Origin of the sequence: Blastomonas sp. SL216 (assembly GCA_026625625.1) — a bacterium.
Classification (GTDB): domain Bacteria; phylum Pseudomonadota; class Alphaproteobacteria; order Sphingomonadales; family Sphingomonadaceae; genus Blastomonas.
The window spans coordinates 2,133,913-2,147,057 of the sequence record CP113055.1 but is presented as its reverse complement, the minus strand read 5'-3'; the positions used below and the strand labels follow the sequence as shown (position 1 = coordinate 2,147,057).

The following is a 13,145-nucleotide window of genomic DNA, read 5'->3' as shown; positions in this document are numbered from 1 at the left end:
CGCATTTTCCCTTGCAATGGGGCCATGGTTTGTAAGATAGCGACCGCCTTGATTTCGTCGCTTGACGATATCGCCCGCGCGCCCCTAAGGGACCGCTCCGCGTGGCGTACGCAGTGTGTGGCGACCGTAGCTCAGTTGGTTAGAGCGCCGGTTTGTGGTACCGGAGGTCGGGGGTTCGAGACCCCTCGGTCGCCCCATCTGCTCTTGAAATGACGACATTTTTCAGGCTCTGCCGCGCGACCAGCCTTGGGGAGACGGGCGCGTGCAAAGCTATTGGGATCTGCCGGACTTTGACGAGCATGAGGCGGTGCAATATGTGCACGACCGCGCCTCCGGGCTATCGGCGATCATTGCGATTCACTCGACCAAGCTTGGCCCTGCAGGCGGCGGCACGCGCTTCTGGCATTATGCCGACAAGGGCCGCGCCATCACCGATGCGCTGCGCCTGTCGCGCGGCATGAGCTACAAGAACGCCATGGCCGGTCTGCCGATGGGCGGTGGCAAGGCGGTGATCCTTGCCGATGCCGACAATCGCAAGACGCCCGAAATGCTGGCGGCCTTTGGCGATGCCATCGATGCGCTCGGCGGCCGTTATGTGACGGCGGAAGATATCGGCATGTCCGATGCCGACATGGTTGCGATCTCGAAGCGCACCAGGTTCGTGTCTGGTCTTCCGGTGCAGGACGCAGGCTCGGCCGGGGGTGATCCCGGGCCGTTCACCGCCAAGGGCATCTTCCTGGGCGTCAAGGCGGCGGTCGCGTTCAAGCTGGGCACCGACCAGCTCAAGGACGTGCGCATCGCGGTCCAGGGTACCGGCAGCGTCGGTGGCGGCCTTGCCCGTCTGCTCGCCGCCGAGGGCGCGAAGCTGACGCTGGCCGATGTGAACGCCGATCGCGCGCAGAAGCTTGCCGACGAGCTGGGCGCCGAAACCGTGAGCGCGGACCGCATCATGCAGGTCGAGGCGGATGTGTTCAGCCCCAATGCGCTGGGCGCCATCCTCGATTCGGAAAGCATCGAGAAGCTCAATGTCGGCATCGTTGCCGGCGGCGCGAACAACCAGCTCGCACGGCCGCACCATGGCGACATGCTGATCGACCGCGGCATTCTCTATGCGCCCGATTATGTGATCAACGCAGGCGGCATCATCTCGGTTGCGCTGGAATATTTCGCCCAGGCCGAAGGCCGCGCAGCGCAGGTCGAAGAGGTGCACGCGCGCCTTACCGGCATCCCTCAGCGCCTCACCGGCATCTGGCAGGAAAGCCGCACCACCGGCGAATCGCCCGCCACGGTGGCCGATCGCATGGCGCAGAAGCTGATCGGTCGGGGTTGAGCCTTGTTGTTTTCCCCTCCCGCTTGCGGGAGGGGTGTCTGAGCCAAAGGCGAAGACGGGGTGGGGGCGACCTCGCCACCGTTCCGGCCCACCCCGGTTCAGCAAGCTGAACCTGCCCCTCCCGCAGGCGGGAGGGGAGAGGTGCAGATCAGCGGTGGCGAGAACGCAAATTCCCTTGAGGCTGTCGCGGCATCGTGGCAACAAGGAGCGACGCCGATATGCCTCGGCGCTAGGAAGCTGACGCGCTTTTGCTCATGCACGGTTTTGCCAATCCCACGCGGTTCCTGTCCATCGCCCGGCCGTTGACCCCGGCGCTGATGGTCACCGGCCTGATCATGGTCGCCATTGCGCTTTTCCTGGGCGTCTTCAACGCGCCCGCCGACCGCCTGATGGGCGAGACGGTGCGCATCCTGTATATTCACGTACCTGCCGCTTGGCTGGGCATGGCAGGCTGGACCAGCATTGCCATTGCCAGCCTGGTCGAGCTGGTCTGGCGGCATCCCCTGGCGGGAATCGCCGCGCGTGCCTCGGCCGTTCCCGGCGCATTCTTTTGCGCACTGTGCCTTGCGACCGGATCGATCTGGGCGCGGCCGACCTGGGGCACCTGGTGGGTTTGGGACGGACGGCTGACCTCGATGCTGGTGCTGTTCTTCCTGTATCTGGGTTATATCGCGCTGGCTGATGCCAGCCAGAAGGATGCTGCGGCAGGCCGCACCGGCACGGCCCGGGTGGCTGCGATCTTCGGCCTGGTCGGCGCGGTCAACGTGCCGATCATCAACCGCTCGGTGGTGTGGTGGAACAGCCTGCACCAGCCGGCCAGCATCTCGATGGGCAAGTCTGCCATCGACCCGGCCTTCCTGTGGCCGCTGGGCATGGCGGTCATCGGTTTCTCGCTGATCTTCGGCGCGATCGTGCTGATGCGCATGCGCACGCTGCTCGCCGATATCCGTATCGAGGCGCGCATGCGCCGTCTGGCTGCCGCATGACCCAGTGGCATTATGTCATCATGGCCTATGGGCTGGGCATCGCCGGAACAGCCGGGCTGGTCGGCTATTGCTGGATGGCGCTGAGGCGCGCAGAAGCGCGGCTCGATGCGCTCAAGCGCAAGTGAACCGGACACATACCCCATGAAAGCCAAGCACCAGCGTCTCGTCCTGATCTGCATCGCCTTTGTCGGCCTGATCGCCGCCGGGCTGATCGCGGCCTATGCGCTGCGCGACCAGGCGAGCTATTTCTACACCCCCGGTGACATTGCCGAAAAGGGCGTGGAGCCCGGCCGCGCCATCCGCCTGGGCGGCATGGTGCAGAAGGGCTCGATCAAGACCCAGGCCGATGGCGTGACGATCGACTTCATCGTCGAGGACGGCAAGGGCACCGTACCGGTGCGCTTTACCGGCATCACCCCGGACCTGTTCGTGGAAGGATCGGGCGTGGTTGCTGAAGGCCGGATGGACAAGGCCGGTCATTTCGTCGCCGACAACCTGCTGGCCAAGCATGATGAAAACTACGTGCCGCGCGAGATGCGCGACATGACCAAGGCCGATGTCAAAAAGCTCGGCGGGACGGTGCAGCAGCCATGATTGCCGAAATCGCGCTTGCGATCCTGTGGCTCGCCGCCGCGCTGGCTGTCCTCCAGCTGGGCCTGGGCAGCTATGCGCTGACCGCGCGCGGGGCCGAGTTCCTGCGCGCCGTTCGGCCGATCGCCGTCGTTCAGGGGCTGCTCGTGGCCACTGCGTTCGCATTGCTGATCGTGCTGTTCCTGCGCACCGACCTGTCGGTCAAGCTGGTCGCGGCGAACAGCCATTCGCTCAAGCCGCTGATCTACAAGATCGCCGGAGCCTGGGGGAATCATGAGGGCTCGATGCTGCTCTGGGTCACCGTCATGGGCCTGGCCGGCGGTTTCGTGGCGCTGCTCGAACGGCGGCTCAATGAGCGGACCATGGTGGCGACGCTGGCGGGCCAGGCCTTTGTCAGCCTGGGCTTCTATGCGTTCATGCTGTTTTCCTCCAACCCGTTCGAGCGGCTCAACCCCGCACCGGTCGAAGGCAACGGTCTCAACCCGCTGCTGCAGGACCCCGGTCTCGCCTTCCATCCGCCGACCTTGTACATCGGCTATGTCGGCCTCTCGATCGCCTTTTCCTTCGCGGTCGGCGCGCTGATCACGCGCGATGTCGGCCCTGCCTTTGCCCGCGCCATGCGGCCCTGGGTGATGGGCGCGTGGATCTTCCTGACGCTCGGCATCACGGCAGGCTCGTGGTGGGCCTATTACGAGCTCGGCTGGGGTGGCTGGTGGTTCTGGGATCCGGTCGAGAACGCCTCGCTGATGCCCTGGCTCGCCGCGACCGCTTTGCTGCATTCGGTCAGCGTGCTGGCGACGCGCAATGCCCTCAAGGCCTGGACGGTGATGCTCGCAGTGGTCGCGTTCTCGATGTCGATGGTCGGCACGTTCCTGGTCCGCTCGGGCATTCTCACCAGCGTCCATGCCTTTGCGGTCGATCCGGAACGCGGCAGCTTCATCCTGACGCTGCTGGCCATCTATATCGGCGGCGCACTCGCGCTGTTCGGGCTGCGCGCATCGACCGTGACCGAGGGCGCGAAATTCCACCTGTTCAGCCGCGAAGGCTCGCTGGTGATGAACAATGTGCTGCTGGTCGGCGTGCTGGGCATCGTGCTGATGGGGACGCTCTATCCCTTGGTGACCGAAGCCTTTGGCACCAAGGTTTCGGTCGGCCCGCCCTATTTCAATCCGGTCAGCGCCATTTTCGTCTTCCCGATGCTGGTCATCATGGCCGCTGGCCCGCTGATGCGCTGGCGGCAGGACAATGGCCGCAAGCTCGCCAACCTGCTCGCCGTACCTGCGGTGGTGGCAGCGGTGGCGCTGGCGCTGGTCGTCGTGTTCGGCGGCGATATCGGCATATTGCCGCTGCTGGGTCTGGTCTTTGCTGCAGGCCTGGCCGTGGCCAGCCTGTTGCCGCTGTGGAAGCGCAACCTGCGCCGCACGCCCGCGCATATCTGGGGCATGGTGATCGCGCATTTCGGCATTGCCGTCGCGCTCGCCGGAATGGCCTCGGAAAGCGCGTTTAACACCGAAAGGCTGGTGGCGAGCGAGATCGGGCAGAGCCACACCGTCGGCCCCTGGACCATCGAGCTGCAGGGCGTGAAACCCATTGCCGGTGCCAACTGGACCGCGCTCGAGGCGCGGCTGGTGGCGCGCTATGGCGACAGCAACGTCCAGACTGTGCTCAACCCCCAGGCGCGCATGTTCGCATCGCCACCGACCGCGACCAGCGAGGCAGCCTTGCTGACCCGCTGGAACGGCCAGCTTTATGCCGTGCTGGGCGAAGAGGGTGACGATGGCCGCTGGCAGCTGCGCCTCTGGTGGAAGCCCTTCGTGCCATTGATCTGGTATGGCGGCCTGCTCGTCGGCCTGGGCGGCGTGCTGTCGCTGGTCGGCCGTACCGCGCGCGACCTGCGCCGCAAGGGCGAGCCCGAGCTGGAGCCGGTGTCCGAACCGGCTGCGCCCAAGCCCGCTGCCGGAGGCCAGGAAGCGCTCGCATGAAACGCGTAAAGTCATGAAACACTGGGCCATCTGGCTGCCGCTGGCCCTGTTCGGCCTGCTGTTTGCTGTCTTTGCGTCGGGGCTGCTTTCGCCCGGCGATCGCACCATCGCGTCGCAGATGATCGGCAAGCCGCTGCCCGATTTCGACCTGCCTCAGGCGGTGCCGGATCGCCCGGCGCTGGCCAAGGCCAATTTCGCCGATGGCAAGCCCAAGCTGCTCAATGTCTTTGCCAGCTGGTGCGTGCCGTGCATCGCCGAAGCGCCGATCCTGCAGCAGCTCGCCAATTCGGGTGTCGAGATCAACGGCGTCGCCATTCGCGATCGTACCCCCGATGTGCAGGCGTTCCTCGCCCGCAACGGCAATCCCTATGCGCGGATCGGGCGCGATGATGTCAGCAAGATCCAGTTCGATCTGGGATCGTCCGGCGTGCCTGAGACCTTCGTCATCAACGGCAAGGGCATCATCACCTATCAGCATATCGGTGAAATCCGGGCGGATCAGGTGCCGATGATCCTGCAGAAGCTGAAGGAAGCGCAGTGATCCGCGCCCTGATCCTCATGCTTGCGCTCGCGCTGGCCGGGCCGGTGGCGGCGCAGGATTCGCTGCCGCCCGCGCCTTATGCCTATAAGCAGCTGGACGACCCGGCCAAGGAAAAGGCCGCGCAGGACCTGATGATGACGCTGCGCTGCCTGACCTGCCAGAGCCAGTCGATCGCGGATTCCGACGCGCCGATGGCGGGCGACATGCGCAACCAGGTGCGCCAGCGGATCGCTGCCGGCGAGGATCCCGAGGCCATTCGTGCATGGCTGATCGAACGCTATGGCGACTGGGTGTCCTATCAGCCGCAGGTGACGGCCATGACCTGGCCGCTGTTCGCCGCGCCGGTCGTGCTGCTGCTGCTCGCCGCGGTGATTGTCCGCAAGCGATTTACCCGCGCCAAGGCGCAAGGAAAGAAGAGCTGATGGCCTGGATCGTCGTGGGACTGCTCGCCGTGCTGATCATGGCCGGGCTGATCTGGCTGGGCAGGATGCCGCGCAAGGCCTGGGAACTGGCCGGGGCTGCACTGTTCGTCGGCATCGCCGGCTATGCCTGGCAGGGCCAGCCTTCGCTCGCCGGATCGCCCAAGGAGCCGGTCGAGAAGCTCGGCATGTTCGACGAGGACCTTGCCAAGCAGCGCGACGAGATGGGCGGCAATTTCGGCGATGCCCGCGCCTGGCTGGTGCTGGCCGATGCGCAGAGCCGTCAGGGCAAGTTCGCTACCGCCGCCACCGCGCTCAGCAAGGGGCTGGAGACCTTTCCCGAAGATGCCGACCTGTGGGTGGCGCTGGGCAATGCGCTGGTCGGCCACAGCAATGGCCTGCTGACCCCGGCCTCGCAATATGCCTATCAGAAGGCCGCGACCCTCTCGCCCGATCACCCCGCACCGCCGTTCTTCCTGGGCCTTGCGCTCGCGACATCGGGCCAGTTGCAGCAGGCGCGGGCCATCTGGGCAGAGCTGCTTGAGCGCTCTCCGCCCGACGCGGAATGGCGCGAGGACCTGACCGCACGACTCGCGCGGATCGACGCGTTGATCGCCCAGCAGAGCGGTGCGCCCGCGCCGGGCATGCCCGGATCAGTCCCGCCCGCGCCTCCAGCAGCGCAAGCTCCTGAAAACAAACCATAATCGCTCTATTGCGATTATATTGCACCGCATCATGTGCCATGCTAATCGCCATGCCGTTGCCGGAGTGGCGATAGGCGAAAGGGGACGATGAGCGCTGTTTGATCGCAAGGTCCGCAGCCCTCGCATATTGCCCGATGATCAGCGATTCACCATCAGACGCGCCCGCAGCGCAGCCAACCGCCGGTTCGGTTGCCGGAGGTCAGACCGCAGAGCAGGCTGGCCATGCCCATGCGCAGAGCAGTTCGGTCGCCTTGCTGGCGTTCGGGGCGATCGGCATCGTGTTCGGCGATATCGGTACCAGCCCGCTCTACGCCTTTCGCGAGACCTTTGCCGGCCATCATCCGCTCACGCCGGATCGTGAACATATTTTCGGCGTCGTCAGCCTGATCTTCTGGTCGATGACCCTGGTCGTCGGCGTGCAATATGTCAGCATCCTGATGCGCGCCGACAACAAGGGGCAGGGCGGCAGTCTTGCACTCGTCGCGCTGATCTCGCGCAGCATCGGCAAGACCAGCTATGGCTGGCTGCTGATCCTGCTGGGGGTGTTCGCCACCGCGCTATTCTATGGCGACAGCATGATCACCCCGGCGATCTCGGTGCTATCGGCGGTGGAGGGGTTGACCGTCGTCAATCCCGGGCTGCAACCGCTGGTCGTCCCGATCGCGGTCGGCCTGCTGGTCTTCCTGTTCTTCATCCAGTCGCGCGGAACCGCGAAGATCGGGACGTTGTTCGCGCCGATCATGGTGCTGTATTTTGCCACCATCGCGGTGCTCGGCGTCTATCAGATCGTGTTCAACCCGCAGATCCTGCTGGCGCTGAACCCGTGGTACGCCGTGCGCTTCTTCATCAACGACGGCTGGTTTGCCTTCCTGGCATTGGGCTCGGTCGTGCTCGCGGTGACCGGGGCAGAGGCGCTTTATTCGGACATGGGCCATTTCGGGCGCGGACCGCTTCGCCTGTCCTGGTTTGCGTTTGTCATGCCTGCACTGCTGATCAACTATTTCGGCCAGGGTGCGATGATCATCGGCATGAGCCCTGAAGTGGCAGCGGAGACGATCAAGAACCCGTTCTTCCTGCTCGCCCCCGATGCGCTGCGCCTGCCCCTGGTGCTGCTGGCGACCTGCGCGACGTTCATCGCCAGCCAGGCGGTCATCTCGGGCGCGTTTTCGATCACGCATCAGGCGATCCAGCTGGGCTATATCCCGCGTCTATCGATCAAGCACACCAGCGCGTCGGAAAGCGGCCAGATCTACATTCCGCTGATCAACTGGGTGCTGATGGTCGCGGTGATCCTGCTGGTGCTGACCTTCCAGAGCTCGACCAATCTCGCCGCAGCTTATGGCATCGCGGTGACCGGTGCGATGCTGATCGACACCTGCCTGATGGCGGTGCTGCTGATCGCGATGTGGAAATGGAAGCTATGGCTGGCCATCCCGATCATCGTCACCTTCGTGGTGGTCGACGGCGCCTATTTCCTCGCCAACGCGACCAAGATTCCCGATGGCGGCTGGTTCCCGCTGGTCATCGGTGCGTTCACCTTCACGCTGCTCACCACCTGGGCGCGGGGGCGCAAGCTGATGCGCGAGACGATGATCGAAAGCGCGCTGCCGATCGAGGTGTTCGTCAAGTCCGCGCAGGGCTCGGCGACCCGGGTCAAGGGCACCGCGATCTTCATGGCATCGGCGACCACCGGCGTACCCACCGCGCTGCTGCACAACATGAAGCACAACAAGGTCATTCATGAGCGCGTGGTCATCCTGACCGTGCAGATCATGGAAGTGCCCTATGTCACCGATGCCAACCGCTTCCATGTCGAGGATCTGGGCCATGGCTTCTACCGCATGGTGCTGCGCTATGGTTTCATGCAGTCGACCGATGTGCCCGCCGCGCTCAAGGACGTGAAGGAGCTGTGCGGCGGCAAGTTCGAGATGCTGCAGACCAGCTTCTTCCTGTCGCGCCAGACGCTGCTGACCGCCGAGCGGCCCGGCATGCCGGTCTGGCGCGAGAAGATCTTCGCCTGGATGCTGCGCAATTCGGCGAGCCCGATGGAATTCTTCAACCTGCCGTCCAACCGCGTGGTGGAACTGGGCAGCCAGCTCGAAATCTGAAAGGCGCGCCGATGATCGTCATTGCCGGATATTATCGTTTCCCGCTCGACCAGATCGAGGCGGTGAAGCCCGCGATGGCCAAGATGATCGAGCTGAGCCGATCAGAAGCGGGATGCGGCCATTACGCCTTTTCGTTCGATGTCGTCGAACCCGGCATGGTGCGCGTGAGCGAGAGCTGGGCGGACGAGGATGCACTCAAGGCGCACGCCGCCAGCGCACATATGGCCGAATGGCGCGCCGCTAGCGCCGCGCACGGCATCCACGACCGTACGATCACCGCCTATGAGGTGACAGGGTCTCGGACGCTCTAGCAGCGAAGCCCCAGCGTCCGCTTCTGCATGTCATAGGTCAGGCTGGCGCATCCCTTAAGGAACGCGCGTCCAGCGACGATGCGCAGGTCGACATCCTTTTTCTTGTCGCCGACGACGACGATTTCGTCCGAATCCGCTGCCGCCGCATCAGCCGCAGCAATGCCGCTGGCATCGCCATAATCGCTGTAACGGACATCGGCGGTGACCAACTGGCGCTGGCCCAGCGCAATAGGCTCGGCCAGCGTCATTTCGCGGGTGGGGCGCTGGATGCCGTAAAAGATCAGCGTCTGGCGGGGCTGGCCGGAGAACTTGCCGCCGCGATACTGCGCCAGCCAGTTCCCGGTCGGCGCGCTGACCAGGGTTTCGTCGCGGGCCAGGCTGAACTGGAACCGCACCTTCTCGTCGCCAAGGCTCAACGTGGTGCCGACCCCCAACCGGCCGAGAAAGCCGAAATTGTCGAGTGGCAGGCTGATCTCGCGTGCTGCGGCGCTAACCTCGCCGAGCCGGAAGGTGACCTTCTTGTAAGGGAGCGAAGCAGGGCTGATCGTGCCGTCGGCGATGGTCGAGCTCTGCCGATCAGTCCAGAAGATCCGCTGCTTCTTCTCGCCCGCGCCATAATCGACCCGGTGTACAGACGAGTTGCCGTTAATCTTTTCGGGGCCGACCATGCTGCGAAACGCGATCATGCCGGGCTTGAGGCCAAGTTTCGCTGCGACATCGGCGTTGAGCGTCGGCGCTTCGGCCGCTTCGGGCCGCACCTCCAGCCGCAGCGGCTGACCGTTGATCGTGACGTCGATGATATTGCTGCCCGAAAGAACCAGCTCGTCCGGCAAACCAGGTCTGGCCTTGCCCAAGGCCGGAGACGCAAGAACCATCGTCAGAATGGTGAAACTGCAAGCGACCCGCATGAAAAAAGCTCCCGTGCTGAATGAACACCACGGGAGCTATTCTAATATCGCAGATGCTGTCCGGCGGATGAACTGACGCGCGTTTCGGTCAATAATTCGAACGCGCCAGCAGTGAGGCCTTGGCGGCCTGATATTCGCGGGTGAGGCGTGCGACCATGTCGGCGACGGTATCCACCTTGTCGACCGCGCCGATGCCCTGCCCGCTGCCCCAGATGTCGCGCCAGGCCTTGGCTTCGGTATTGCCGCCCGAGCCGAAGTTCATCGTGCTGTAATCGCCCTTGGGCAGGTTGTCGGGGTCGAGCCCGGCATTCACGATCGACTGGCGCAGATAGTTGCCCGACACGCCGGTGAACAGGTCGGAATAGACGATATCGGCTGCCTTGCCCTCGACGATGCCGTTCTTGTAGCCGTCGTCCGCGCGCGCTTCTGCGGTCGCGATGAAGGCCGATCCGATATAGGCGAAGTCCGCGCCCATGGCCTGGGCCGCCAGGATCGAGGCACCGCAGGCAATCGAGCCCGAGAGTGCGACGGGGCCGGTGAACCAGCTGCGGATTTCCTGCATCAGCGCGAAGGGCGAGATGGTGCCGGCATGGCCGCCAGCGCCGGCCGCGACTGGGATCAGGCCGTCCGCGCCCTTTTCGATCGCCTTGCGTGCAAAGCGGTCGTCGATCACGTCGTGCATGGTGATGCCGCCCCAGTCGTGCACCGCCTTGTTCAGGTCTTCGCGCGCGCCCAGCGAGGTAATCACCATCGGCACCTGCCATTTGGCGCAGGTGGCAATATCGGCTTCCAGCCGGTCGTTCGACTTGTGGACGATCTGGTTGACCGCATAAGGCGCGGCGGGCGCATCGGGATTGGCGCGGTTATACTCGGCCAGTTCCTCGGTGATCTGGTGCAGCCATTCGTCGAGCTGGCTTTGCGGCCGCGCATTGAGCGCCGGGAACGAGCCGATAATGCCCGCCTTGCACTGGGCAATCACGAGCTCCGGGCCGGAAATGATGAACAGCGGCGACCCGATGACGGGCAGGCGCAGGCTATCGCAAAGCGGAGATGGCATGGTCATGGCCGCGACATTAGCCATCGTTCTATGGCTGTCCAGAGACATTCTTAACCAGACGATTAAGTTTTGAAAGAAAACGGCTAGGGGCCACTTAAATCCTCCCCGAGCTTGCTCGGGCAGGGGGACCGTTCGCGCAGCGAATGGTGGAGGGGGGATGCGCTACCGGTGAGGAAAAGCCCCTCCACCATCCTGCGGATGGTCCCCCTCCCCCAGGCGAGCTGGGGGAGGATTTGAAGTTCCTCAGATTTCTTCCAGCGCGCTCAGCACGGCCTTGATCGAGGCGGTGGCGACGTCCTCGTCCACGCCGACGCCAAAGCAGGGCGAACGGCCGTCGATCGCGCATTCGACATAGGCCGCCGCGCGCGCCTTGGAGCCCGATCCGATCGCATGCTCGCGATAATCGGCAATGTCGATGGCGATGCCGAGCGCCGAGGACAGCGCGTCGACGACGCCCGAAATCAGGCCGTTGCCGCGCCCGCTCACCGGGATTTCCTTGCCGTCTGCCAGGATGCGCCCGACGAACAGCCGGTCGGCACCCGCCTTGCGCTCTTCATAATCGACCAGCCGGTATTTGCCTTCGCCATCCAGCCGATAGCGCGTCTGGAAGGCCTGCCAGATATCGGACGAGGACAGCTCCATGCTCCTGGCATCGGCCAGCGCCTGCACGGTCTTGCTGAAATCAGCCTGCAGGCGCTTGGGCAGTTTGAGCCCCTGGTCCTGTTCGAGCACCCAGGCAACGCCGCCTTTGCCCGACTGCGAATTGACGCGGATCACCGCTTCGTAGCTGCGTCCGATATCCGCCGGGTCGAGCGGAAGGTAAGGCACGGTCCAGATCTGGTCGTTGCGCTTTTCCTGTGCGGCAAAGCCCTTCTTGATCGCGTCCTGATGGCTGCCGGAAAACGCGGTGAACACAAGCTCGCCCGCATAAGGGTGCCGCTCGGGCACTTTCAGCTGGTTGCAATATTCGACCGTCTTGACGATCTCGTCCATGTCCGAAAAGTCGAGCCCGGGGTGCATGCCTTGCGTGTACATATTGAGGCCCAGAGCCACGAGATCGACATTGCCGGTGCGTTCGCCATTGCCGAACAGACAGCCCTCGATCCGGTCCGCGCCCGCCATCAGGCCGAGTTCGGCCGCAGCGATGCCCGATCCGCGATCGTTGTGCGGATGCAGGCTGATGACCACGCAATCGCGCTTGCTGATATGGCGGCACATCCATTCGATCTGGTCGGCATAGATATGCGGCCCGGCAGCCTCGACCGTCGCGGGCAGATTGAGGATCAGCGGCTTGTCCGGGGTCGGCTGCAGCACCTCCATCACCGCCTCGCACACCTCCAGGCTGAAATCGAGCTCTGCAGTGGAGAAGGTTTCCGGCGAATATTCGAAATGCCAGTCGGTCTCGGGGTACTTTGCCGCCTGTTCCTTGAGGATGTTCGCGCCCTCGACCGCGATCGCCTTCACGCCGGCGCGGTCCAGCCCGAACACGATCTCGCGCCAGGCGGGCGAGACGGCGTTGTACAGGTGGACGATCGCACGGTGAACCCCGGCCAGGCTCTCGAAGCTGCGCTCGATCAGGTCGCGGCGCGACTGGGTGAGCACCTGCACGGTCACGTCCTTGGGGATCTTGCCGCCATTGACCAGCCCGCGAATGAAGTTGAATTCGGTTTCGCCCGCCGAGGGAAAGCCGACCTCGATCTCCTTGAGGCCGATCTTGACCAGCAGGTCGAAGAACCGCTGTTTCTTCGCGCCGTCCATCGGATCGATCAGCGCCTGGTTGCCGTCGCGCATGTCGGTGGAAAGCCAGCGTGGCGGCGCGGTGATGACCGCATCGGGCCAGGTGCGGTTCGGCAGGTCGACGCGCGGAAACGGTCGGTATTTTTGCGAAGGATCGGTGAGCATCGGCATGGCTGAAAGGCGCCTTTGATTATTTGAAGATGCGATAAGGGTGGCCAGCGATCAGCGCAACCGGTGATGGGCGCTTGGGGTGCTGGCAGGTGAAAAAGCCCTTAGGCGTGGCGCGCCGCATCGGCGCACACGGTCGGTACACGCCTAAGGGCGTGTAAGTCGCAGTCCAAGAAGGAGGGCCGATCCGGTCATGATGGAAGCGTCATTGCGTGAACGGGCGGAAATGCGCAACAAAAAAATGGATGACGGCAAATGTGCGACGGAGAATATCCACGTCCGCTCAGGCTGAGCGGGGTCGGT

At 64.2% G+C, this 13,145-nt stretch carries 13 protein-coding genes and 1 tRNA gene; 11 read left to right on the top strand and 3 right to left on the bottom strand.

The features are described from left to right. Positions 1-120: 120 nt before the first annotated feature. The 11 genes from OU999_10085 (at position 121) to OU999_10035 (ending at position 8,972) form a co-directional block, all read left to right on the top strand. Positions 121-197, top strand: a tRNA-His gene (locus tag OU999_10085). Between the two features lie 65 nt (positions 198-262). Then, positions 263-1,330, top strand: a complete 1,068-nt coding sequence (locus OU999_10080) for an NAD(P)-binding domain-containing protein (GenBank protein WAC22114.1) — start codon at positions 263-265, stop codon at positions 1,328-1,330. Positions 1,331-1,584: 254 nt separating this feature from the next. After that, positions 1,585-2,316, top strand: coding sequence for a heme ABC transporter permease CcmC (gene ccmC / locus OU999_10075; protein WAC22113.1), 732 nt, complete (start codon positions 1,585-1,587; stop codon positions 2,314-2,316). Beyond that, on the top strand, positions 2,313-2,441 hold the full coding sequence (locus OU999_10070) for a hypothetical protein (protein ID WAC22112.1): 129 nt from the start codon (positions 2,313-2,315) through the stop codon (positions 2,439-2,441). The genes ccmC and OU999_10070 overlap by 4 nt, the downstream gene beginning before the upstream one ends. 16 nt (positions 2,442-2,457) lie before the next feature. Next, positions 2,458-2,910: a cytochrome c maturation protein CcmE gene (gene ccmE, locus OU999_10065; GenBank protein WAC22111.1), complete on the top strand. Its 453-nt coding sequence runs from the start codon at positions 2,458-2,460 to the stop codon at positions 2,908-2,910. After that, a complete protein-coding gene (locus OU999_10060; protein WAC22110.1) occupies positions 2,907-4,889 on the top strand; it encodes a heme lyase CcmF/NrfE family subunit in 1,983 nt (660 codons plus the stop codon). The genes ccmE and OU999_10060 overlap by 4 nt, the downstream gene beginning before the upstream one ends. A 13-nt stretch (positions 4,890-4,902) precedes the next feature. Beyond that, on the top strand, positions 4,903-5,430 hold the full coding sequence (locus OU999_10055; GenBank protein WAC22109.1) for a DsbE family thiol:disulfide interchange protein: 528 nt from the start codon (positions 4,903-4,905) through the stop codon (positions 5,428-5,430). Then, the gene (locus tag OU999_10050; GenBank protein WAC25403.1) at positions 5,430-5,852 is read left to right on the top strand and encodes a cytochrome c-type biogenesis protein CcmH; all 423 of its coding nucleotides are present in this window, start codon (positions 5,430-5,432) and stop codon (positions 5,850-5,852) included. Before OU999_10055 ends, OU999_10050 begins: the two co-directional genes overlap by 1 nt. Further along, entirely contained in the window at positions 5,852-6,553 is a 702-nt protein-coding gene (locus tag OU999_10045) for a tetratricopeptide repeat protein (protein WAC22108.1), read from the top strand. Before OU999_10050 ends, OU999_10045 begins: the two co-directional genes overlap by 1 nt. A gap of 134 nt (positions 6,554-6,687) precedes the next feature. Continuing rightward, positions 6,688-8,661 carry a potassium transporter Kup gene (locus tag OU999_10040; GenBank protein ID WAC22107.1) on the top strand — a complete coding sequence of 658 codons (1,974 nt, stop codon included), beginning with the start codon at positions 6,688-6,690 and terminating at the stop codon, positions 8,659-8,661. 11 nt (positions 8,662-8,672) lie between these two features. After that, a complete protein-coding gene (locus tag OU999_10035) occupies positions 8,673-8,972 on the top strand; it encodes a putative quinol monooxygenase (protein WAC22106.1) in 300 nt (99 codons plus the stop codon). On the opposite strand, the gene OU999_10030 is transcribed toward OU999_10035, so the two are convergent. The 3 genes from OU999_10030 to leuA all read right to left on the bottom strand — a co-directional run bounded on the left by OU999_10030 (position 8,969) and on the right by leuA (position 12,845). After that, positions 8,969-9,847, bottom strand: a complete 879-nt coding sequence (locus OU999_10030; GenBank protein WAC22105.1) for a hypothetical protein — start codon at positions 9,845-9,847, stop codon at positions 8,969-8,971. The genes OU999_10035 and OU999_10030 overlap by 4 nt on opposite strands. Before the next feature lie 121 nt (positions 9,848-9,968). Further along, on the bottom strand, positions 9,969-10,943 hold the full coding sequence (locus tag OU999_10025) for a nitronate monooxygenase family protein (GenBank protein WAC22104.1): 975 nt from the start codon (positions 10,941-10,943) through the stop codon (positions 9,969-9,971). A gap of 237 nt (positions 10,944-11,180) precedes the next feature. Further along, positions 11,181-12,845 (bottom strand): 2-isopropylmalate synthase, encoded by a 1,665-nt coding sequence (leuA, locus tag OU999_10020; GenBank protein ID WAC22103.1) that lies wholly within the window; start codon positions 12,843-12,845, stop codon positions 11,181-11,183. Positions 12,846-13,145: the final 300 nt, after the last annotated feature.